16 protein-coding genes and 1 pseudogene are annotated in these 23,155 nt (G+C 74.0%); 10 read left to right on the top strand and 7 right to left on the bottom strand.

The window, feature by feature from the left end; genetic code table 11:
* The first annotated feature begins 171 nt into the window (after positions 1 to 171).
* Both NP777_RS06725 and NP777_RS06720 read left to right on the top strand, forming a co-directional pair.
* Entirely contained in the window at positions 172 to 369 is a 198-nt protein-coding gene (locus NP777_RS06725) for a hypothetical protein (protein WP_256649132.1), read from the top strand.
* A gap of 223 nt (positions 370 to 592) precedes the next feature.
* Entirely contained in the window at positions 593 to 859 is a 267-nt protein-coding gene (locus NP777_RS06720) for a WhiB family transcriptional regulator (protein WP_256649131.1), read from the top strand.
* Here the strand turns inward: NP777_RS06720 and NP777_RS06715 are convergent.
* From NP777_RS06715 to NP777_RS06705, 3 genes are read right to left on the bottom strand one after another with little or no spacing between them, the layout of a single operon-like run.
* Entirely contained in the window at positions 856 to 1,767 is a 912-nt protein-coding gene (locus tag NP777_RS06715; RefSeq protein ID WP_256649130.1) for a 5-oxoprolinase subunit C family protein, read from the bottom strand. The two genes, NP777_RS06720 and NP777_RS06715, sit on opposite strands and share 4 nt — an antisense overlap.
* Positions 1,764 to 2,414 (bottom strand): 5-oxoprolinase subunit B family protein, encoded by a 651-nt coding sequence (locus tag NP777_RS06710; protein ID WP_256649129.1) that lies wholly within the window; start codon positions 2,412 to 2,414, stop codon positions 1,764 to 1,766. The genes NP777_RS06715 and NP777_RS06710 overlap by 4 nt, the downstream gene beginning before the upstream one ends.
* Positions 2,411 to 3,190, bottom strand: coding sequence for a LamB/YcsF family protein (locus NP777_RS06705; RefSeq protein WP_256649128.1), 780 nt, complete (start codon positions 3,188 to 3,190; stop codon positions 2,411 to 2,413). Before NP777_RS06705 ends, NP777_RS06710 begins: the two co-directional genes overlap by 4 nt.
* A 222-nt stretch (positions 3,191 to 3,412) precedes the next feature.
* Here NP777_RS06705 and NP777_RS06700 point away from each other — a divergent pair, with 222 nt between their 5' ends.
* The 8 genes and pseudogenes from NP777_RS06700 (at position 3,413) to NP777_RS06665 (ending at position 15,940) form a co-directional block, all read left to right on the top strand.
* On the top strand, positions 3,413 to 4,159 hold the full coding sequence (locus NP777_RS06700; protein ID WP_256649127.1) for a GntR family transcriptional regulator: 747 nt from the start codon (positions 3,413 to 3,415) through the stop codon (positions 4,157 to 4,159).
* 140 nt (positions 4,160 to 4,299) lie between these two features.
* Positions 4,300 to 5,022: a DUF969 domain-containing protein gene (locus NP777_RS06695; RefSeq protein WP_256649126.1), complete on the top strand. Its 723-nt coding sequence runs from the start codon at positions 4,300 to 4,302 to the stop codon at positions 5,020 to 5,022.
* Entirely contained in the window at positions 5,019 to 5,987 is a 969-nt protein-coding gene (locus NP777_RS06690; protein ID WP_256649125.1) for a DUF979 domain-containing protein, read from the top strand. Before NP777_RS06695 ends, NP777_RS06690 begins: the two co-directional genes overlap by 4 nt.
* Positions 5,988 to 6,001: 14 nt before the next feature.
* The gene (gene pcp, locus NP777_RS06685; protein WP_256649124.1) at positions 6,002 to 6,646 is read left to right on the top strand and encodes a pyroglutamyl-peptidase I; all 645 of its coding nucleotides are present in this window, start codon (positions 6,002 to 6,004) and stop codon (positions 6,644 to 6,646) included.
* Positions 6,647 to 6,947: 301 nt separating this feature from the next.
* A pseudogene (locus NP777_RS06680) lies at positions 6,948 to 7,685 on the top strand (DUF2891 family protein); the annotation flags it as partial.
* A 130-nt stretch (positions 7,686 to 7,815) separates the two neighbouring features.
* The gene (locus NP777_RS06675; protein WP_256649123.1) at positions 7,816 to 9,348 is read left to right on the top strand and encodes a hypothetical protein; all 1,533 of its coding nucleotides are present in this window, start codon (positions 7,816 to 7,818) and stop codon (positions 9,346 to 9,348) included.
* 67 nt (positions 9,349 to 9,415) lie between these two features.
* Positions 9,416 to 10,276, top strand: coding sequence for a hypothetical protein (locus NP777_RS06670; protein WP_256649487.1), 861 nt, complete (start codon positions 9,416 to 9,418; stop codon positions 10,274 to 10,276).
* Between the two features lie 63 nt (positions 10,277 to 10,339).
* Entirely contained in the window at positions 10,340 to 15,940 is a 5,601-nt protein-coding gene (locus NP777_RS06665) for a hypothetical protein (protein ID WP_256649122.1), read from the top strand.
* 10 nt (positions 15,941 to 15,950) lie between these two features.
* Here NP777_RS06665 and NP777_RS06660 read toward each other — a convergent pair whose 3' ends face one another.
* The 4 genes from NP777_RS06660 to NP777_RS06645 all read right to left on the bottom strand — a co-directional run bounded on the left by NP777_RS06660 (position 15,951) and on the right by NP777_RS06645 (position 23,061).
* On the bottom strand, positions 15,951 to 17,762 hold the full coding sequence (locus tag NP777_RS06660; protein WP_256649121.1) for an Ig-like domain repeat protein: 1,812 nt from the start codon (positions 17,760 to 17,762) through the stop codon (positions 15,951 to 15,953).
* A gap of 72 nt (positions 17,763 to 17,834) precedes the next feature.
* Positions 17,835 to 19,301: an aldehyde dehydrogenase family protein gene (locus tag NP777_RS06655; protein ID WP_256649120.1), complete on the bottom strand. Its 1,467-nt coding sequence runs from the start codon at positions 19,299 to 19,301 to the stop codon at positions 17,835 to 17,837.
* Positions 19,298 to 20,455, bottom strand: a complete 1,158-nt coding sequence (locus tag NP777_RS06650) for an aromatic ring-hydroxylating oxygenase subunit alpha (RefSeq protein WP_256649119.1) — start codon at positions 20,453 to 20,455, stop codon at positions 19,298 to 19,300. Before NP777_RS06650 ends, NP777_RS06655 begins: the two co-directional genes overlap by 4 nt.
* 131 nt (positions 20,456 to 20,586) lie before the next feature.
* Positions 20,587 to 23,061 carry a GcvT family protein gene (locus NP777_RS06645; RefSeq protein ID WP_256649118.1) on the bottom strand — a complete coding sequence of 825 codons (2,475 nt, stop codon included), beginning with the start codon at positions 23,059 to 23,061 and terminating at the stop codon, positions 20,587 to 20,589.
* Positions 23,062 to 23,155: the final 94 nt, after the last annotated feature.

The following is a 23,155-nucleotide window of genomic DNA, read 5'->3' as shown; positions in this document are numbered from 1 at the left end:
TCGCGCAGGGAACCGGCCTCCCGGGATTGGACCACGGACAGGATCCGTGTCGCTGCCCCGGGGTCGAGTACGCCGGGGACCAGTGCGCTCAAGACCGTTCGGGGCGTGCCAGTGCGCGGGGTCACTCCCGCTCACTGCTCAGGAACGGTGATGTGCCCCTGCGAGGAGGTCATGCCCGACCCGGAGCCGGGCGATCCGGACGAGGCGTGGCGCTATCGCTTCGGGGACGGCGGGCATCCGTCCGGCTGGACCGCTCGGGCGCTGGCGATGGCCGCCGCGGTCACGGGGGTCGCGGTCGACGGCGGGCCGAGGTGGATCGGCCGGCCGGGCAGCAGCGTCATCCTGCTGCCCGAGCGACTGCGGGACTGACGCCCCTGGGAGGGGTCTCGGTCCGCCCCGGGGCTCAATCGGGCAGCCCGATATGAGGCATGGCGTGTTCGGATCCGTTTGCCGCCGCCACGATCGGAAACCCGAACCTTGTCAAAGCCCGCCCGGACGCGCCCGCATGACCCACGGGCGCACGCCGCGCGCACCCCGCGCGTGAGCCCGACGGCGGGTGCTTTCAGGAACGTCGCTCAGGGAAGGGGCAGCCATGGCCTGGTGGCATGACGCCGAATGCACGCACGAGGATCCGGAACTGTTCTTCCCCGTGGGGGTGGCGGGTCCGGCCGCGCGGCGGCAGGAGACGCTGGCCAAGGAGGTCTGCCGGCGCTGTCCGGTGATCCAGGAATGCCTGGACTACGCGCTGGAGAGCGGAATGACCCACGGGGTCTGGGGCGGCACCGGTGAGGAGGAGCGCCGCGCGCTGCGCCGCAAGGCACAGCGCAGGGAGCGCGTCGGCGCACGGCGCGCCCGCTAGCCGCCGTCCGGCGCGGTCCGCCGGGCGGGCGGCCCCCAGGAGGGCCGGCCCAGCGGGGTGAACCGCACCGGAGTGCCGGGGACGGCCTGCCCCGCGGCGGCCAGATACCGCTCCGGCACGACGCCCACGACCGGGTAGCCGCCGGTCGTGGGATGGTCGGCGAGGAAGAGCACCGGCCGTCCGTCCGGCGGGACTTGGAGCGCGCCGAGCGCCATGCCCTCACTGGCCAGCTCACCGTCCCGCGCCCGCTCCAGTGAGGGGCCCTCGGTCCGCAGGCCGATCCGGTTGCTCGCGGCCGAGACACGGAAGTCCCCGGTGGAGAGGGTGCGCAGCGCCGCGGGGGTGAACCAGTCGTCACGCGGGCCGAGCACCACGGGGAGCACCAGCTCGGGTGCGACGCCCCGATGCGGCACCGCGTCCACGGCGGGCACCGGCCCGCCCGGCCGCCCGAGCCGCAGCACCGCGCCGTCCGCGAGCGGCGCCGGGCCCAGGCCGGAGAGCACATCCGTGGCCCGGCTGCCGAGCACCGGCTCGGCCTCGACACCGCCGTCGAACGCCACATAGCTGCGCACCCCGTGGGCGGCGGCCCCGGCCTCCAGGAGCGCGCCCGACGGCACCCGTACGGGCCCGCCCCACGCGACCGGGCGGCCGTCGACCGTGACCGGGCAGGGCGCGCCGGTGACCGCGACCGTCGCCGGGCGGCGCAGCCGCACCGCACAGCCGGTCAGCGTGGTCTCCAGGGTCGCGGCCCCCTCGGCGTTGCCCACCAGGCGGTTGGCGAGCCGGTGGGCGGGCTGGTCGAGCGCCCCCGAGCGGGGCACCCCGAGATGGGCGTGGCCGATCCGGCCCAGGTCCTGGACGGTGGTCAGGGCTCCCGGCCGTACGACGACGAAGGCGCTGTCGGTCATGGCGCCGCCCCTTCGGGGATCGCGCCATCCGACACCGCGACGAAGCGGACGCGAGTGCCGGGGGTGAACAGCGCCGCCGGTTCCCGTTCGGTGTCCCACAGCACGGCGTCCGTGGTGCCGATGAGCTGCCAGCCACCGGGGGAGGAGCGCGGATAGACGCCCGTGTATCCGCCCGCGAGGGCCACCGCGCCGACCGGCACCCGGGTCCTGGGCGTCGCGTGGCGCGGTACGTGGAACCGCTCGGGCAGTCCCGTCAGATAGCCGAAACCGGGCGCGAAGCCGCAGAAGGCCACCCGGAACTCGGCCCCGGAGTGGATCCGTACGGCCTCCTCGGGCGGCACCCCCCACCGCTCGGCGACCGCGGCCAGATCGGGCCCGTCGTAGCGCACGGGCACCTCGACGATCTCGCTGTCGCCGCGGTCGAGGGGCGGTATCCGCCAGCCGGGCAGCTCGGCGGCGAGCCGCCCGGGATCGGCGAGCCCGTCGAGGAACACGGTGCGGGCGGCGGGCACGATCTCGCGCACGGCGGGCAGCCGCCGCGCGGCGGCGCGGCGCAGCAGCTCCGCGTGGAGCGCCTCGGCCGCCTCGCCGCTGTCGAGCTCGATGAGCAGCCCGTGCTCACCGACGGGCAGGGTCCGCAGCGTCATGTGAACGCCGCCACGCGCACCCCCGCGGCGGCCAGCTCGGACCGCACCCGGCGGGCGAGGTCGGCGGCGCCGGGGGTGTCGCCGTGGACGCACAGCGAACGCACGTCCACCTCGACGCGCCGTCCGTCGATCGAGGTCACCGCGCGGTCGCGGGCGAAGCCGAGGGCGCGCTTGACCACCGTGTCCGGGTCATGGACCACGGCGCCGGGCTCGGTGCGCGGCACGAGCGTCCCGGCGGCGGTGTAGGCGCGGTCGGCGAACGCCTCGGCGATCACCGGCAGCCCGGCCGCGCGGGCCGCCTCGTGCAGCCGGGACCCGGGCAGCCCCAGCACCGGCAGTGGACCGCCGGCGGCCAGTTGGACGCCCCTGACCACGGCGCCGGCCTGCGCCTCGTCGTGCACGCTGCGGTTGTAGAGCGCGCCATGGGGCTTGACGTAGTGCACCCGCGTCCCGGCGGCACGCGCGAAGATCTCCAACGCGCCGATCTGGTAGGCGATCTCGTCGGCCAGCTCCCGGGGCGGGACGTCCATGCTGCGCCGGCCGAAACCGGCCAGGTCCCGGTACGAGACCTGGGCCCCGACGCGCACCCCGCGCTCGGCGGCCAGCTCGCACACCCGGCGCATGGTCGAGGGGTCCCCGGCGTGGAAGCCGCAGGCGACATTGGCGCTGGTGACGATGGACAGCAGGGCCTCGTCGTCGGTGAGCTGCCAGCGGCCGAACCCCTCGCCGAGGTCGGCGTTGAGATCGATGGACAGGTTCGCCAAGGATGCGGTCATATCCGTCCGTTCGGGCGTGGGGGATACGTGCGGGTTGCGGATGGCACCACAAGGTAAGCGATCGTTGAACGATCCGACAAGATGGTTGTTGTCCGGTGACGGTTTCTGGGCTTGACTTCTCGCTATACGGGACGAACGAGACACCGAACAGGGGCTGATGTGGCGAACGGTGCAAAGGGTGCGAATCGCCGTTCCGGCGGGTCGTCGGACGAGTCGCCGGAGATGCCGGATGCGCCGGGGGCAGCGGAGCCGGCCGAGCCGGACGGGTACGCCCCGGCCCCCGGTCTCGCCGCCGGACTCGAGGCCGACCGGGCGCTGCTGGGGCGCACCAGCACGGCGGAGCGCGTCGCGGACATCCTGCGCGACCGCATCGCCGAGGGGTTCTTCCCGCCCGGTACCCGGCTGTCCGAGGACAGCGTGGGCGGCGCGCTCGGCGTCTCGCGCAACACCCTCCGGGAGGCGTTCCGCCTGCTGACCCACGAGCGGCTGCTGGTGCACGAACTGAACCGCGGCGTCTTCGTCCGCGTCGTCACGGTCGACGACCTCAACGACATCTACCGCGTGCGCCGCCTCGTCGAATGCGCGACGGTGCGCGGCCTGGGCGAGCCGCCGTACGAGGTGCGGGCGGTCGAGGCGGCGGTCCTGGCGGGCGAGCGGGCCGCGCGGGACCGGGCCTGGCAGGACCTGTCCACCGCCAATATCCGCTTCCATCAGGCGATCGTCTCCCTCGCCGGAAGCCCCCGCGCCGACGAACTCATGCGCGCGGTGCTGGCCGAGCTGCGGCTGGTGTTCCACGTCATGGCCGATCCCCGCCGCTTCCACGCCCCCTATCTGGTGCGCAACCGCCAGATCCTGGAGGTGCTGCAGGGCGGTGACGCGGTGGAGGCCGAGCGGCTGCTCGCCTCCTATCTGGACGATTCCCAGGGGCAGTTGGCCGATGCCTACGGGCGGAAGATGTCCCGGCGATAGGGGTTTCCCGGCGGTAAACGATCCGGCGGCGCCGGAACAAGTTTGTTTCAGGCTCTTGTCGGATCGTTGAACGAACGCCTAGCCTCCGGTGCACCCTCCTCACGCCCCCGTGAGGTCCTTGTGCGCGGAAGGCCGGACGCATGATCGTTCTCCTTGGCGTCCTCGTGGTGATCCTCGGATTCGCCACACGACGCAACCCGTTGCTGGTGGTGGGGGTCGCCGGCATCGCCACCGGACTGCTGGCCAAGCTCTCGCCCCAGGAGATCCTGGCGGCCTTCGGCAACGGCTTCGCCTCCAGCCGCTCGGTGACGATCTTCGTCATCACCCTGCCCGTGATCGGCCTCCTGGAGCGCCACGGCCTCCAGGAACAGGCCCGTACCCTCATCGGCCGGCTCGGCAAGCTCACCACCGGCCGGTTCCTCGCCCTCTACCTGTTGCTGCGCCAGCTCACCGCCGCCCTCGGCCTCACCAGCATCGGCGGCCCGGCCCAGAGCGTCCGGCCGATGGTCGCGCCGATGGCCGAGGGCGCCGCGGAGCGCCGCCACGGCCCGCTGCCCGAGCGGGTCCGCGAGCGCGTCCGCTCGTACTCCGCCAGCGCCGACACGGTCGGGCTGTTCTTCGGCGAGGACTGCTTCCTGGCCATCGGCTCGATCCTGCTGATCACCGGGTTCGTCAACACCACGTACCACACCCATCTGGAGCCGCTTCAGCTGGCGCTGTGGGCCATCCCCACCGCCGTCTGCGCGTTCCTCATCCACGGCTTCCGGCTGCTGCGCCTGGACCGCTCACTGGAGCACGACCTCGCCGCATCCGGCGGCCGAACCGCTGCCGAGGGCAGCCGCACCGCGGAGGAAGCCAAGTGATCAAGGCGGAGTGGTTCTACTGGCTCGTCGGCGCCGTCTTCCTCGCCATGGCCGCCCAGATGGTCGTCGACCGCACCAACCCCAAGCGCCTGGGCTCGGCCGCCTTCTGGGGGCTGCTCGGCGGCTGCTTCTTCTACAGCAGCTGGGTGGTGGAGAAGAAGGCCCCGGCCGAACCGCTGGGCGTCGCCGTCCTCGCCATGGTCTGTCTGGGCGGCTTCCAGCTCACCGGGCGCGGTGTGCCGCGCACCACCACGCCCGAGCAGCGCACCGCGTCCGCCGCCCGGCTCGGCAGCAAACTGTTCGTCCCGGCGCTCACCATCCCGCTGGTCGCCGTCGTCTGCGCCTCGGCCGTCAAGCACTGGCACATCGGGGGCGAACCGGTCCTGGAGGCGGGCAGCGAGACCATCCTCGGCCTCGGCTTCGGCGCGATCGCCGGGCTGGTGGTCGGCATGGTCGTGGTGCGCGAGCGGCGGCCCGCGGTGCCGCTGCACGCCGGCCGGAGCCTGCTGGAGTCCATGGGCTGGGCGCTGCTGCTGCCCCAGTTGCTCGCCGTGCTCGGCTCCATCTTCCAGGAGGCGGGAGTCGGCACCCAGGTCGGCAAGATCACCGAACAGGTGCTGCCGGAGGGCCAGAAGTACGTCGCCGTGGCCGTCTACTGCGTGGGAATGGCCCTGTTCACCGTCATCATGGGCAACGCCTTCGCCGCCTTCCCGGTGATGACCGCCGCCATCGGCTGGCCCGTGCTCATCCAGCAGATGCACGGGGACGCGCCCGTCGTCCTCGCGGTCGGCATGCTGGCCGGATTCTGCGGCACGCTCGTGACACCCATGGCCGCCAACTTCAATCTGGTGCCCGCCGCCCTGCTGGAACTCAAGGACCAGTACGGGCCCATCAAGGCGCAGATCCCCACCGCCGGGGCGCTGCTGGTCTGCAACATCGCCATCATCTCGCTGTTCGCCTTCTGAAGGGGGCCGCTGCTGTGACCCGTGTGCTTCTCACCGGCTTCGAACCCTTCGCGGGCTCGGCCAACAACCCGTCCTGGCAGGCCGTGTCCCTGGTGGCCGCCGATCCGCCGCCCGGCACCGAGGTCACGGCGGTACAACTCGCCTGCGTCTTCGGCACCGCCCTCGAGGAACTGTCCGCCGCGGTGGCGGAGGCCGACCCCGACCTGGTGCTGTGCGTGGGCCAGGCGGGTGGCCGTCCCGGTGTCACCGTCGAGCGGGTCGCGATCAACGTGGACGACGCCCGGATACCCGACAACGCCGGACGGCAGCCCATCGACGAACCGGTGGTCGAGGGCGGCCCCGCCGCCTACTTCGCGTCCCTGCCCGTCAAGGCGTGTGTCGCGGCCGTCCGCGAGGCGGGAATTCCGGCCGCCGTCTCGCAGACTGCCGGAACGTTTGTGTGCAACCACGTCTTCTACGGTCTGGCCCATCTCATCGCCACCGAGCGGCCCGCGCTGCGCGGCGGCTTCGTCCATCTCCCGTACGCGCCCGAACAGGTCGTGGACGGGGCGGAACCCGCACTGCCCGCCGCCATGGCCGCCGACGCGCTGCGGGCGATCATCGGGGCGGCCGTGAGCACCCGGACCGATCTGCGCGTCGCCGAGGGGGCAACGCATTGAACGCGCCTGATGAATTCGACGAACCGGACGAGCGGGGCGAGCCGGACGGGACGGGGAGCGAACTCGGCCGGTACGCGGCCCGGTTCGCCGCCCTCGCCACCGCCAACCAGTCTCCTTGCGAGAGGGCCACCGTCTTCAGCCGGTGGGGAATCGCTTGTCGGGATCTATGGTATTTTCCTTCCGTCCCGGAAGGGATCGGTTCGGGCTGGACCGCAACATTTGGGTTGGAAGCCCCCTCCTTCGGATGGGGAGCGGAGTCACATGCACTGGCTGCTGGTACAGCCGGTTACCTCGCGCCGGGGCTGGCTGTTTGCGGGCCCGTCCCGGTTTCGAGCGCCCTTACGGATGGGCCTGGCTGCTGGCGCTGACCGCCGAGTGCCGGAGCCTGCCGGGGCCCGCGGGCGAGCGCTGGGCCGAGGCCCTGGAACCGGCCGCCGACGCCGTCTGCGCACTGCTGGGCGGATGGCTGGAACGCGCCACCTACCCGGTGCGGCACGGCGTCCACACCAACAGCGCCTTCGCCCTGGGCCTGGTCCTGGACAGCGCGGCCGCCGCGGGCGCCAAGGGGATCGTCGAACCGGTCACCGAGGCCGTCGTCGACTGGTTCGCCGACGACCACGACGCCCCCGTCCACTGGGAGCCCTCCGGGCAGGACTTCCTCTCGCCCGCGCTCACCGAGGCCGAGGCGGTCTGCCGGGTGCTGCCGGAGGAGGAGTTCGCGCGCTGGCTGGAACGCTTCCTTCCCGGCGTCGAATGGGGCGCGCCGGTCACCGTGCTCACCCCGCCCATCGTCTCCGACCCCACCGATCCGCAGATCGGTCACCTCCTCGGCCTCGTCCTCAGCCGGGCCGCCGCGCTCCGCCGGCTGGCCACCGCCCTGCCGCACGGCGATCCACGGGCGGACGTGCTGCGGACGGCGGCCCGTGACCATCTGGCCGCCGGGCTCCCGGCCACCGTCTCCGGGGACTTCACCGGCGACCACTGGCTCGCCACCTTCGCCGCGCTCGCCCTGGACGGACCACCGGCCGGTGAGCCGTAGACTGACGGCTCGGTGAGGTGCGGGGGACGCGCCGGTGTACGCGCGTGCACGCGCGGGGGACTTGGTATGCCATAGCGGGATCTCCGTGCCGTTTCGTACGTTGTCGGTGCGACCGCCTACTCTGTGCGACGTGACATCTCCACCCCCGGGGGCCGCCGCGCCCCAGCTCAACACCGCTGAAGGGGCCGCCCGGCCGGCCCCGGGCCCGGCCGCCGACGAGGGCCTGGCCCGGCGGCTGCGTGCGCTCGCCTGCACCGCGCCGCTGCACGACCTGGACGCGCGCAAGGCCAACCTCGCGGGGGAGTACGGGGTGTACGCGATGGCGGAGGTCGCCCTCGCCGCCATCGACCTCGTCACGCTCCACATGGACTTCGACACCGGCGCCGACCACGAGCAGATAGTGGCCAGGCTGCTGCCCCGGGTGGCGGCCCAGGCCCCCGGGCGCCCCGCCGCCGAGCACGACCGGGTCGCCCGCTGGGTGCTGGAGAACCTGATCAACGTCGGCAGTGTGGACCGCGGCTTCCGCGCCGTTTACGGCACGTTCGGGCCTGATGGGGTGTATGTCCGCAGGGACTACGACTTCAAGCTGATCGAGGAGGTGCCGGGGCCCGGCGGCAGCGTCTATCTGCGCACCACCGACGAGGCGGTCAACGTGCTGGTCGGCGCCCTCGACACGGACGTCACCAGCGCCCAGATCGCCGCCGAGGTCAAGCTGGAGGTCCTGATCAGCCGGGGCCGCCTCGCCGACGCCCAACTCGCCGCCGAGCAGGCCCGCTACCGCACCGTGCAGTACTCGGAGACGCTGCGCCGCACCCTCGACGCCACCCGGCGCAACGTCCGCGCCGTCGACTGGCTGAGCACCGTCCCCGAGCTGATCAGCGAGGCGCTCGACCACGTCGCCGACCGCTACCGCCACGAGAACGCGATCCTCACCAACATCCGCAAGGCGCGCGACGAGGCCGAGAGCGCCGAGCACAAACGCCGCGCCGCCGAGCTCGTCGACATCGTCAAGGACTGCATCCGGCGCCACACCCAGCTGCAGTCCCGGCTGCTGGAGGCCGGTCCGCTGTTCCGCGCCGAGCAGGACCGGCAAGCCTTCGCGCCCCCGGCCCCGCGCTCCGGTTACGACCTGTACGGACAGCTGCTGGCCCCCGTCCTCCCGCTGCCCCTCGAGCGCGCGGGCCGGGTCACCGACGCGTTCTTCGCCCGCGGCACCGGGCTGCGCACCCCGACCTCGGTGCGGATGAGCGACCTGGTCGAGATGCTGCTCACCCCGCCCGTGGAGCGGGAGCACCTCGGCGCCGAGATGCCCGAGCCCGATCTCATCGCCACCCCCGACGACAGCCGGTTCAGCGAGGAGCAGCTGGCGGTCGCCATGGAACTGCTCGAACTGCCCGCGGACGCCCCGCGCCGGCTGTCCGGGCTGCTCGCCGACGCCCGCCGCCGCGACCCCGAGCTGCCCTATCTGATCGCCCTCCTCGCCGTCCACGCCGCCAGCCCCCCGGTCGGCACCGCCTACCGCCAGGGCGAGCAGCGGCTGCTGTTCGCCGTGGACGACGGCACCGAGCTGGACGACCCCGAATTCGGCGGCGCCGACCTGATAGTGGGCACCGCCCTGCTGGACGCGGTCGGTATGGCGGCCGACCGCGCGGAGGTGGCGTGATGACCGCGATCGACGAGTACGCCCCAGGCGAGGAGGTTCAGCCGTGACCGAATACGACATCGACGAGATGACACCGCCGGACGCGGCGCCCGCCCCGGCGGCGGCCGGGCTGACGCCCGCCGACGCGGCCGACGCCGCGCGGCTGGTGGCCTTCGGGCTCCAGCCCAAGCTGCTGCCCGCGCGGGACGTCGAATACTCCGAGCTGCTGCGCCGCCACCGCGACGAACCGGCGTTCGCGCGCCTCACCGACGCCATCGCCGCCGGGCTCGGGCTCATCGTGCTGGAGGTGTCGACCCGCGCCGGAATGGCGGTGACCGCCGCCGAGGACTCCGTCTTCGCCGTCCGCATGGGCGACTACGCCCGCCGCGCCGCCACCGACTCCGCCGACCGCTTTCTGCACGGCCTCGCCCATCTCGCCGTCGCCGCCCTGGCGTTCCCCCGCCCCGAGGACCTCGCCGACGACGGCTATATCGGCCGCGTCACCGTCAACGGCGTCGACGCCTTCGTCCGCCAGGCGTGCCGGCGGCTGGAGGAGCGCGCCGAGGAGCAGGGGGAGAACACCGACCCCGCCACCGGTGCGCCCATGCTGGAATCCGCCTGGCGGGTCTACGCCCGGCGCAGCGCGACCGGCGCCACCAAGGACGCGCGCAGGCTCGCCGGTTCCACCACCGGCATCGTCGGCAAGGCCGTCGCCTTCCTGGTCGACTCCGGCTTCCTCCAGCGCACCGGCGACGAATCCGGCGGCACCTACCGCACGACCGCCCGCTACCAGCTCCAGGTGCGCGACATGGCGGCCTCCGCCGCCATGGCCGAGCTGCTGGAGCTCGGCGTCGTCCCCGTCGGCGACGGCAGCGCCACCCTGCTGCCCCCCGACCAGGGCGACGACCTCGACCTGGTGGCCGACGCCGGTCTCCCCTTCCACTCCTGAACCCGACTCCCGGCCCCCACCGCCCGACACCACCACACCTTCCGACAACGAGAGTCCGCCGCCATGTACGAGCTGTCCCGGATCCGCCTCTACTCCATCGGGCCGGCCGGTGCGCGGTACGCCGACACCGTGCTGGACCTGCGCGGAGTCGGCGAGCCGGTGCCCAGCCCCGCGCCCACCCAGGCGGAGTTCTTCGAGGAGGAGCCGGTCGGCCCGCCGCGCCGCCCCGCCCCCGCCGGGGTGCTTTTCCTGGAGAACGGCGGCGGCAAGTCCGTCCTGCTCAAGCTGATCTTCTCGGTGATGCTGCCCGGCCATCGCAACACCCTGGGCGGGGCCAGCTCCGGTGTGCTGCGCAAGTTCCTGCTCGCCGACGACTGCGGGCATGTCGCGCTGGAGTGGCAGCACACCGTCACCGGTGAGACCGTCGTCGTCGGCAAGGTCAGCGAGTGGCGCGGCCGTCAGGTCTCCAACGACCCGCGGAAGTTCGCCGAGGCGTGGTACTCCTTCCGGCCCGGCCCCGGGATGAGCCTGGACTCGCTGCCGGTGGCCGAGTCCGCTGCGGTGCGGCCCGCCGTCGACGGCGCCTCCACCGCCCGCGGCCGCCGCCGCACCATGAAGGGCTTCCGTGACGCCCTTACGGAGGCCGTCAAGACGTATCCGCATCTGGACATGGTCTGGGTGGAGATCCACGAGCGCTGGAACGAACACCTCGGCGAACTCGGCCTCGACCCCGAACTCTTCCGCTACCAGCGGGAGATGAACGCCGACGAGGGCGAGGCCGCCGGGCTCTTCGCGGTCAAGAACGACTCCGACTTCACCGACCTCCTGCTGCGCGCCGTCACCGACACCCGCGACACCGACGGGCTCGCCGACCTCGTCCACGGCTTCGCCCACAAGCTGGGCCGCCGCGCCGAGCTGACCGCCGAGCGTGACTTCACCGCCGGTTCGCTCGATCTGCTCCAGCGCATCGCGGACGCCGCGGACCGGCGTGAGCAGGCCCGCGGTGTGCACGCGGGCGCCGAGCGCCGCACCCGTACGCTCGCCCGGCGGCTGTCCGCGCGCGGCGCGGAGGAGCGGGCGCGGGCCGCCGAGCTCGCCGAGCGGGTCGCCGCCGCCGCCGAGGCCGTCACCGACGCCGAGGGGGCGCGCGGCCGCAGCGATCTCGTCGCCGCCGAACTCGCCTACCGGCATGCCTCCTTGGCGCTCGCCGCCGCCGAGAAGGGCGCCGCCGCGCAGCGCCGCGAGCTGAACGACGCCCGCACCCTGCACTCCGCCTGGCAGGCCGCCGAGACCGTGCTGCGCCACCGCGCCGCCGCCGACCGCTCCGCGCGCGTGGCCGCCGCCATCCGCGAGGCCGAGCGGGACGCGGCCCCCGCGCTCGCCGCCCGCGCCAAGGCCGCCGCCGACCTCGTCCGCGCCCTGCACGCGGCGGCGGAGGACGGTGAGCGGGTCGCCAACGAGGAGGAGGAGCGCTCGGCCGGGCTCCAGGAGGCGGGCGAGGCCGCCCACCGCGACGCCACCTCCGCCGCCACCGCGGCCCAGCGCGCCCGCAGCGACGCCGAGCATCTGCGTCAGCGGCTCGCCGAGGTCGAGCAGGAGACCGCCGAGGCCGTCCGCGCCGGATGGCTCGACGACTCCGCCCCCGACGCCGACCCGGCCCGTGCCGCGCTCGCCGCGAGCGACGCCGAGAAGACCACGGTCGCCGCCTTCGACGAGGCCCGCGAGACCGCCCGGCGCACCGCCGACCACGCGAAGTCGGCCGCCGCGGAGGAGGCCCGCGCCGAACTGGCCGCGGCGCGAGCGGCGGACGCGGCCCGAGCCGCGGAGTCCGCGTACGACGCGGAACGGCGCGCCGCGGAGGCGCTGGGCGCGGAGCAGCGCCTGGTCGAACTGCTGGGCCTGCCGCAGCCCTCCGCCGCCGTCCCCGCCCCACGCGGCGCCGCCACCCGCCCGGCACCGGCGGACGCGCGCCCGGCGCGCGGGGTGACGGTACGCGTTCCGGATACGGACGGTGTGGGCCGCCGAGGTACCCGCGCCCTGCCGACCGACGCCGACCGGACCGGGTGGATCACGGTCCACGTGGACGAGGAGGACGCGGACGACGTCGGCCTCTCCCAACTCCCCGCCGCCTTCCGCGCGGACCCCTCCGCGATCCCCCTGGACGACGCTCCCGCCCCCTCGGACCACGCCTACGCCCCCGAGGAGCCCCCCACCGACACCCGCGAACGCCTCACCGGAGAGGATCACGCCGGGCGGGGTCCCGCCTCCGGCCCGGCGAGCGGTGACGGCGTTGCCGCCTCCCGCGCGCTCGGCGAGCCGTGCCCGGTGGGCGAGGCGCCGGCGGACGGCTCCGCCCCCGCCGCCGGTGCGCGGAGGGATGCCGGACCGGTGGATGAGGCGGAGGAGACGCGCCCCGCTCGACATGGAGGGGTGTCCGCGGAGGACGCGGAGGCGGGCCCCGGAGAGTCGCCCCAGCGGCGTCCGCTCGCGGCGGAGGCGCGGCCCACGGGGCGGGTGACGGTTCGGATCGACGAGGTCGAGGACGATCCGTCGGGCGATGACGGCCCGCGCGGCGGCGCCCCGGCCGGGGCGGCCGATTCCCACCGCGACGGCGGTAAGGCCGTCACGGACTCCGCCGACGTCGCCCACGCGGCCCCGCCGGGCGGCTCGCGCGGCGGCGCCCGGGTTGTGGCGGCCGAGTCCCGGCCGTCCGGAGAGGTGTCGGCCCGGGTCGGGGACGGTGACGACGGCCGTGCCGAAGGGGAGGCCGACACCGATACCGGCGGTGCCGACGTGACCCGGACCGACTCCGCCACCGACGACTCCGACTGCTGGAGCCCCGAGCCCGGCGGCGAACCCGAACCCGAAGGCGACCGCGGCCACCGCATGTCGCCCGCCCCGCGGCCCCTCGCGGACGGGCCGCTCACCGCCGAGGAGCTGGACCGGAACGCCGAGGCGCTGCGGGAGCTGCTCGAGGAGAGTGTGGGCTCCGCCGAGCGGCAGTTGTTCGAGTTGCGGACCGCCGCCGCCGAGGACGCGCGAATCCTGGGGGCGCTCGGTGACGGGGGGCTGTTGCCGCCCAGCGCCGATGTGCTGGCCGCCGTCGAGTTCCTCGGGGAGCACGGCATCCCCGCGCTTCCCGGCTGGCGCTATCTCGCCCAGGCCGTGGACCCCGTCGACCACGCCGCCGTGCTCGCGGCCCGGCCCGAGCTGGTGGACGGGGTCGTCATCACCGACCCGGGCACCCACGCCCGCGCCCGTGAGGTGCTCGGCCAGGCGTCGCTGCTGCCGCGGTCCGCCGTGGCCGTCGGGACGTCGGCCGCGCTGCTCGCGCCGACGCCCGCGCCCGGCGCCGAGGACAGCGGGGTCTTCCTCGTGCCGCCGAACCCGGCGATGCACGACGAGCGCGCCGCCGACGACGAGCGGCGCGGGCTGCGGGCCCGTGCCACCGCGCGGGACGAGGAGATCAGGGCGCTCGCCGCCCGGCTGGCCGGGGACCGGGCGCTGTCCGCGCGGCTCGCCTCCTGGCGCACCGGCTGCCCGTCCGGGCGGCTCGCCGAGCTGGCGGCCGCGGCCGAGACCGCCCGGGAGACCGCCGACACCGCGCAGAGCGACCTCGTGGAGGCCCGCACGGCCCGCGCGGAGGCCGACGAGGCCGCCACCGAGGCCGCCCGCGTCCGGGACGAGCGCCAGGAGGCGGCACAGCGGGCCCGCCGGGTGGCGGACGCGCTGGCCGGTCTGGCGTACCGGTTGCGGGAGCGCGCCACCTGGCAGACCCGGCTGCGCGAACTGGCCGAGGAGGCCGCCGAGTACGAGGAGCGCGCCGCGGGCTGCGTGGACCGGGCCCGCGCCGCCGACGAGGACCGGCGCGCCGCCCAGCGAGCGGCCGACGACGCGCACCGTACCGCCCGCGCCCTGCGCGCCGAGCGCGCGGAGATCGCGGGCGCCCCCGACGACCTCGGCGAGGACACCGAGCCGCCCTCCGCCTCGCTGCCCGCGCTCCGCGAGGCGTACCGCGCCGCCTCCCAGGTCTACGAGAAGGTCGGCGTCGGCGCCGACCTCCGGGCCGAACAGGCCCGCGCCGAGAGCGACGAGAGCGCGGCCCTCGCCACCCTCGACCGGCTCACCAACAAGGTCCGCACCCGCGCAGCCCAGCTCTTGGAGGGCACCGACGGCGCCGACGGCCCCTCCCGGCAGGCCGCCGCCGCCCGCGCCGAATCGCTGGTCCAGATGTTGGAGAGCCGCGCGTCGGCGGCGAGCGAGCAGCTCGGCCGGCTGCGCGGCGAGGCCGAGCGGCTCGCCCCCGCCGACGGCGACGCCCACACCGAGCTGCCGGAGGAGCTGGCCCCGGCCGACGCCGAGCAGGCGAAGGAGCTGCTGCGCACCGCCAACGGCGAACTGGCCGCCCGTACGGACGCCCTGGACACCGCCCGTACCGCCCACTCCGACCTGGTGCGCGCCCACCGCGCCGCCGAGGACGCGGCGGGCGGATTCGACGAGACCGCCGCCCTGCTGCGGGATCTGCTGCGGGACGGCCCCGGCGCGGAGGACGACGGCGAGCGGCCCGAGCCGTACGCCGGGGAACTCGCCGAGGCCCGCCAGGCAGCCGCCGAGACCCGCCGCTCACTGCGCGGCTGCGCCGCCGATCTGTCGGCGGCCGAGTCCTCGGTGCGGGAGGCGAGTGACGTCCTCGTACGGCACGCCAACTCCACCCGCTACGAGCAGGTGCGCACCCCCGCCCGCCAGCAGATCCGGGAGCTCCCCGCGGCCGCCCTGCCCGAGCACGCCACCGCCTGGGCCGAGGCGTTCGCGCCCCGGCTGCGCGTGCTCACCGACGAGCTGGAGCAGCTGGAGCGCAACCGCGACTCGATCGTGGACCGGCTGCGCGGCCTGGTCGAGTCCTGCCTGGCCACGCTGCGTTCGGCGCAGCGGCTCTCCCGGCTCCCGGAGGGGCTCGGCGAATGGTCGGGCCAGGAGTTCCTGCGGATCCGCTTCGAGGACCCCGACCAGGCCACGCTCACCGAGCGGCTCGGCGAGGTCATCGACGAGGCGACGCGCTCCGCCGTCCGGAAGAACTCCGATCTGCGCCGGGACGGCATGTCGTTGCTGCTGCGGGGGGTCCATGCCGCGCTCCAGCCGCGCGGGGTGGCGGTGGAGATCCTCAAGCCGGACGCGGTGCTGCGGGCCGAGCGGGTGCCGGTGGGGCAGATGGGCGATGTGTTCTCCGGCGGCCAGCTGCTGACCGCCGCCATCGCGCTGTACTGCACGATGGCGGCCCTGCGCAGCAACGACCGGGGCCGGGACAAGCACCGCCACGCGGGCACCCTCTTCCTCGACAACCCCATCGGCCGCGCCAACGCCACCTATCTGCTGGAGCTCCAGCGGGCGGTCGCGGACGCGCTGGGAGTGCAGCTGCTCTATACGACGGGGCTGTTCGACACCACGGCGCTGGCCGAGTTCCCGCTGGTGATCCGGTTGCGCAATGACGCGGATCTGCGGGCCGGACTGAAGTACATCAGCGTCGAGGAGCATCTGCGGCCGGGGCTGCCGGTCCGGGAGCCGGAGGCGGAGCAGCAGGTCCACGGCCAGATCACCGCCACCCGGATGTACCGCCGCCCCGAGGCGGACGCGGAGGCGTCCGACGGGGCGGCGGACCGGACGTGAGCACGGAGGGCTACCCCGAACCGGTGTTCACCGTCTGGGTGATGGCAGCCGAGGAGGACGCGAAGTTGATATCGCCGTTGTAGTTGGCGGTGACGGTGTGGGTCCCCTTCTGCAGCGGGTTGAACGTCGCGGAGGCGGTGCCGTTCACCAGTGTCACCACCACGGGGGTGCGGTCGGTGATGGCCAGGGTGACGGTCCCGGTGGGCGTCCCCGTGCCGGGGGCGACGGGGGACACGGTCGCGGTGACCGTCACCGGATCGCTCACCAGGGAAGGGTTCGGGGAGGAGACCACGGCCGTGGTGGTGGCCGCCATGTTCACGGTCTGGCTGTCCGTGCCGCTGGACGTGGCGAAGTTCTCGGTCCCGTTGTAGCCGGCCGTGATGGTGAACGGGCTCCCGGTGGTGGTCGTGTAGGTGTGGGTGACGGTCGCGACGCCGCCGGACAGGATGCCCACGGCGGTGCTGGTGCCGTCGCCGAACAAGAAGGTGACCGCCCCGACCGGGGTCCCGGACGCGGACGGGACCGTCGCCCTGATGGTCACCGGCTGACCCACCACCGAGGGGTCGGGGGTCGAGATCACCGTGGTGGTGGTCGCGGCCTTGTTGTTGATGGTCTGGGTGTCGGTGCCGCTGGACGCGCTGAAGTTGGTGTCCCCGTTGTACGTGGCCGTGATGGAGAAGGGGCTGCCGGTCCTGGTGGTGTAGGTGTGGTTGACGGTCGCGACGCCGCCGGAGAGGGCCACGGTGCTGTTGCCCGTGCCGTCGCCGAAGCTGAAGGTCACCGTGCCGGTCGGGGTTCCGGCGCCGGGGGAGAGGGACCCCACGGTGGCGGTGAGGGTCACCGACTGCCCGGTCGCCGAGGGATCCGGCGCCGAGACCACGGTCGTGGTGGTGGCCGCCCGGCTCACGGTCTGGGTGTCGGTGCCGGTGGAGGCCGCGTAGTCGGTGTCCCCGTTGTACGTGGCGGTGACCGTGTAGGGGCTGCCGGTCCTGGTGGTGTAGGCGTGGGTGGTGGTCGCCACCCCGCCGGTGACCGGCGCGGTGACGGCCCCCGTCCCGTCGCCGAAGTCGAAGGCGACCGTGCCGGTGGGGGTGCCGGCTCCGGGCGCGACGGCCGCGATGGCGGCGGTGACGGTCACCGGCTGACCGGTGACCGAGGGATTCGGCGGCGAGTTGACCGTCGTCGCCGACAAGGCCCGCTGGACGAGGTGCGTTTCCGTGGTCACCGAGCCGATGAAGTGGGCGTTCCCGCCGTAGGTGGCGGTGACCGTGTACGGGCTGCCCGCCGCGGTGGCGTAGGTGTGCACGGCCGTCGCCACACCGTCCGCCACCGGGACGTCGACCGCCTGTGTGCCGTCGCCGAAGTCGTAGGTCACGATGCCCGTGGGCGCGCCCGCGCCCGGGGCGACCGGTGCCACCCTCGTGAGGAACGTCACCGGCCGGCCCGTGACCGACGGGTCCGGCAGATCGCTGACGGCGACGGTGGTCGAGGCGCGGCCCACGGTCTGGGTGCCGGTGCCGAGGGACGTGCGGAAGTCCGCGTCGCCGTCGTAGGTGGCCGTGATGGTGTACGGGCTGCCGGCGCCGTCGGTGTAGACGTGGGTGACGGTGGCCACGCCCGCGGTCATGGGCGCGGTGACGGCGGGGCTGCCGGCGCCGGGGTCGAAGGTGACGGTTCCGGTGGGGGTTCCGGCTCCCGGGGAGACGGCCGAGACGGTGGCGGTGAGGGCAACCGGCCGGCCCGTCACCGAGGGATCGGGCGATGAGGCCACATCGGTGTGGGTGGCGGCCGGTGCGACCGTCCGCCCCGGCCCGGTCCGCATCCCCGCCTCGCCCCGGTCCCACGTCCCCGCCCCGGCCCCGTCCCGGACTCAGAGCCGGGGTGGACTCCCCGGTCAGGCGAACCAGCCCTGCGGCCGTGGCCGCGTATTGCGCCAGACGTGCTTGGCCTCCCGGTACTCCGCGAGCCCGCTGGGCCCCAACTCCCGCCCCGTCCCGGACTGTTTGAACCCGCCCCACTCCGCCTGCGGGAGACAGGGGTGGTAGTCGTTGATCCACACGGTGCCCAGCCGCAGCCGCGAGGCCACCCGCTGCGCCCGCCCCTCGTCACCGGACCATACGGCCCCGGCGAGCCCGTACACGGTGTCGTTGGCCAGCCGCACGGCCTCGTCCTCACCGGCGAAACGTTCCACCGTGAGCACCGGCCCGAAGGACTCGTCGGCCAGCACCGACATCCCGCTGTGGCAGCGGTCGAGGACGGTCGGCAGGAAGTAGTAGCCGTCGGCCAGGGCCGGATCGTCGGGGCGGGTGCCGCCGCAGCGCAGCCGGGCGCCCTCCGCGAGCCCGGCCGCCACATACGCCTCGACCTTGGCCCGGTGCGCGGCCGAGATCAGCGGTCCGGTCTGGGCCCGCTCGTCGAACGGCCCGCCGAGCCGGATCCCGCGGGCCCGGCGCACCACCTCCTCGACGAAGGCGTCGTGCACCGGGTCCTCCACCAGCAGCCGGGCCCCGGCCGAGCAGACCTGTCCGGAGTGGAGGAAGACCGCGGTGAGCGCGTAGTCCACGGCCGTGTCGAAGTCCGCGTCGGCGAAGACCACATTGGGGTTCTTGCCGCCCAGTTCCAGCGAGGTCCGCTTGACCGTGCCCGCGGCCGCGGCCATGATCCGGCGCCCGGTCCGCAGGCCCCCGGTGAAGGACACCATGTCCACATCGGGGTTGTCGGTGAGCGGGGCCCCGGCCTCGGCGCCCGGGCCGAGCACCAGATTGGCCACCCCGTCCGGCAGTCCGGCCTCCGCCAGCAGCCGCATCAGGGCGATCGCGGTGCTGGGGGTGAGCTCACTGGGCTTCAGTACGAAGGTGTTGCCCGCGGCGAGCGCGGGCGCGACCTTCCACGCGGTCTGCAGCAGCGGATAGTTCCACGGCGTGATCAGCGCGCAGACCCCGACCGGTTCATAGACCACCCGGCTGACGGCGTGTTCGCTGCCGGTGTCCACGACCCGGTCCGCCTCGGTGCGCACCAGTTGCCCGTAGTAGCGGAAGCACGCCACCACACCGTCGATGTCGACGTCGCTCTCGGCCAGGCGCTTCCCGGTGTCCAGGGACTCGGCGCGGGCGAGTGCGGCCTTGTCGCGCTCCACCAGACCGGCGACGCGCAGCAGCAGATCGCCACGCGCCCCGACCGGGGTACGGGGCCAGGGCCCCTGGTCGAACGCCAGCCGGGCGGCGGCCACCGCCTCGGCCGCGTCCTTGCCGCCGCCCTCGTCGACGACCGCCACCAGCGATCCGTCGGCCGGGCAGCGGATCTCCCGGGTGCGCTCGTCGATCGAGCCGGTCCACTGGCCACCGATGAAGAGGTCCGTCACGGGCATTCCTCCGCTTCCGGGGTCGGGACGTGGTCGGTCACCCATCGGTGGAAGGCGCCGATGTGGTGTTCGCTGGGGACCAGCACCCCGCCGTCGCGGTAGGCGCGGGAGTCCATGGCGGGCTGGGTGCGCTCACAGGCGTCGAAGTCCTGGGTGTTGACCCGGTGGAACAGCTCCACCGACTTCGACAGATCCCTTTCGGACGCCACCACTTCGGGTGCGTAGAGCCAATCGCATTCGACCAGCGTGCGATCGGGGGCGAGCGGGAACATCCGGTGCATGATCACGTGGTCGGGGACCAGATTGAGGAAGACCTGCGGCCGTACCGTGATCGCGTAGTAGCGGCGGTCCTGCTCGTCGGCGATCCCCGCGAACCGGCCGAACCCCTCGCTGCCGTCCACCGTGAACCCCCGGGCCTCCTCGGCGAACTCCGCGCCGTGTCCGACGAAGTACTGCGCCGCCAGCCCGTCCGCGAACTCCGGGAGCACCTCGGTGAGTTCGGGGTGGATCGTCGCGCAGTGGTAGCACTCCATGAAGTTCTCGACGATCAGCTTCCAGTTGGCCTTGACGTCGTACGAGATCCGGCGGCCCAGCGCCAGCCCCGCCACGCCGTAGCGCTCCACGGAGTCCGTGTCGCCGAGCCGCTCGGCCACCGCCCCGATGACCGTCTCCTCGAACGACGGTGGCTCCTCGGCCAGGCAGACCCAGACATAGCCGAGCCATTCGCGAAGCCGTACCGGCACCAGTCCACGCTCGGCCCGGTCGACATCGGGCATCTTCGATAGGTTGGGGGCGGCGGTGAGCCGGCCGTCCAGGTCGTAGGTCCAGGCGTGGTACGGGCACTGCAGCGAGCGCCGCACCGTACCGGACTCCTCGGTGCACAGCCGGGCGCCGCGGTGACGGCAGATGTTGAGGAACGCCCGTGGTTCACCCCGCCGGTTGCGGGTGATCAGCACGCTCTCCCGGCCGATCCGCACGGTGCGGAAGGCGCCCGGCCGGTCCAGGTCGGCCCCGCGCACCGCGCAGAACCACATGGCCTCGAACAGGTGCTCCTGCTCCCGGCGGAAGACCCCGGGAGCGGTGTACCAGTGGCCGGGGAGAGTGGCGAGCAGACTGGGGGGCGTGATGGCGGGGGACTCGGGAGCCACGGTCATGGGTTCTCCTCATCAGGCGGTCGCGGCGGTCGGCCGGCGGGGGTCGAAGAGCTCGATGGGGTGGGCGGTGGCACCGGCGCGTGCCAAGGGGGCCGCCAAGCGGTCGTTTCCGGCTCTCGCGGCGCTCGGTGTCAGCGGCGGATGCGCTCCATGCGCGGGTCGAAGAGGGGCTCGGCGGCGACGGTCGCGGGCACCTTCTCGCCGAAGTACTCGATGTGGACGGCGGTGCCGGGCACCGCGGCCGCGGCGGGCAGCCAGGCGTAGGCGACGGTCCGGCCGATGGTGTAGCCGTAGGACGCGCTGGTCACATAGCCCGCCGGGACGCCATCGGCGTACACCGGCTCCTTGCCCATGACGACCGCGGCCGGGTCGTCCAGGGTGAGACAGGTCAGCCTGCGCGCCGCCGTCTCCTCGGAGCGGCCCTCGAGCGCCGCGCGCCCGAGGAAGTCGCCCTTGTCCATCCGGACGGCGAAGCCGACCCCGGCCTCGTAGGGATCGTGCTCGGTGGTCATGTCATGGCCCCAGGCGCGATAGCCCTTCTCCAGCCGCAGGCTGTTGAAGGCCGAGCGCCCGGCGGCGATCACCCCGTGGCGCTGTCCGGCCTCCCACAGGGTGTCCCACAGCCGCAGGCCCATGTCGGCGGTGGTGTACAGCTCCCAGCCGAGCTCGCCCACGTAACTCAGCCGCATCGCGGTCACCGGGACATGGCCGATATAGGTCTGCCTGGCCTTGAAGTAGCCGAACGCCTCGTGCGAGAAGTCGTCGCGGGTCAGCGGCTGGACCAGCTCCCGGGCCAGCGGGCCCCAGACCCCGACGCAGCAGGTGCCCGGGGTGATGTCCGCGACATGCACTCCCCCGGTCTTCGACTGGGAGGTGCCCCCCTCGGGCGCGTGGCGCAGCAGCCAGTCCAGGTCCAGCCCGCCGTTGGCGCCCACCTGGAAGTGGTGCTCGGAGAGCCGGGCGACGGTGAGGTCGCTGCGGATGCCCCCGGCCTCGTCCAGCAGCAGGGTGTAGGTGACCGCGCCGGGTTTCTTCGCCAGCTGATTGGTGGTCATGCGCTGGAGGAAGTCCAGCGCCCCGGGCCCGGTGACCGCCAGCCGCTTGAGCGGCGTCATGTCGTACAGCGCGACCCGCTCCCGGGTGGCCCTGGCCTCGGCGGCGGCGATCGGCGACCAGTAGCGGGCCGACCAGGCGTCGCGCGGGGGCAGTTCGACGGACTCGGCGAGCGGGGCGTTCGCCTCGTACCAGTGCGGCCGCTCCCACCCCGCCGCCTCCAGGAAGTACCCGCCCAGCTCCCGCTGCCGGACGTGGAAGGGGCTGACCCGCAGCGGACGGGGCTGCTCCATCGGCTGCAGCGGATGGATGACGTCGTAGACCTCGACGAAGTTCTGTTGCCCCCGCTCGGTGACGTAGGCGGGGGAGCGCTGGGCGTCCTCGAAGCGGTACAGATCGCATTCATGGACGTCCATGCCCGGCCGTCCGTCCGTCATCCACTCGGCCAGGACCCGGGCGACGCCCGCGGAGTGGGTCACCCACACCGCCTCGGCCAGCCAGAAGCCGCGCACCTCGCGGGACTCGCCGATCACCGGCATACCGTCGGGGGTGAAGGAGAAGACGCCGTTGAACCCCTCCTCGATCCGGCTCGCGCCGAGCGCGGGGAGCAGCTGGACGCTCTCCTCCCAGCTGGGGGCGAAGTCCTCCGGGGTGAACGGCAGCGAGGACGGCATCACCGGCGCGTCGTCGTACGCGGGCAGCCGCGCCGGGTCCACGGGGAGCGGACGGTGGGCGTAGCTGCCGATGCCGATGCGGTCGGTGTGCTCGCGGTAGTACAGGTCGCGGTCCTGGAACCGCAGGATCGGCTTGCTCGCCTCCGTACGCGGGTCGTTCACCCCCGCCAGCTCGGGCAGCGGCCCGGTCCTGGCGTACTGGTGGGCCAGCGGCTGCAGTGGGACGGGCACCCCCGCCATCGCGCCGATCAGCGGGCCCCAGAAGCCGGCGGCGGAGACCACGATGTCCGCCGGGAAGGTGCCCCGGTCGGTGACGACGGCGGTCACCCGGCCGCCCTCCCGCTCGATCGCGGTCACGGTGTGCCGGTCCAGGAACCGGGCGCCGTGCGCGGTGGCCCGCTCCAGCTGGGCGCGGGACGCGAGCAGCGCCCGAGCCAGCCCGTCGTCCGGGGTGTGGAGGCCGCCGAGGATCCGCTCCGGGTCCAGCATCGGCCACATCTCGGCGCACCGGGCCGGGCCGATCAGCTCGGCCCGTACGCCCCAGGAGGCCGCGAGACCGGCCTTGCGGTGCAGATCGGCCCAGCGCTCCTCGCTGGTGGCGATCTCCAGACCGCCCACCGGGTTGAAGCAGGGCAGCCCGTCGACCTCGAGGGAGGAGAACTTCTCCACGGTGTACCGGGCGAGGTCGGTCAGGGTCTTGGAGGGGCTGGTCTGGAAGACCAGGCCGGGGGCGTGCGAGGTGGAGCCGCCGGGGGCGAGCAGCGGGCCCTGCTCCAGGACGGTGACGTCCCGCCAGCCGCGGGCGGTCAGTTCATCGGCGAGCGAGCAGCCGACGATGCCCGCACCGACGATCACAACTCGGTTGGTTCGAGTGTTCACAGCACCCTTTTGTTCGCTTCTCCGCCCGCGCGGCGCAGGTGCGGGCTTCGTTGTCGTCTGCGGCCCGGCGGCCGCGCGTACTCCCCCAGCTACC

Source organism: Streptomyces rugosispiralis (assembly GCF_024505145.1).
GTDB lineage: Bacteria > Actinomycetota > Actinomycetes > Streptomycetales > Streptomycetaceae > Streptomyces > Streptomyces rugosispiralis.
The sequence above is the reverse complement of the archived record's forward strand: the minus strand, read 5'-3'. Positions and strand labels throughout refer to the sequence as shown.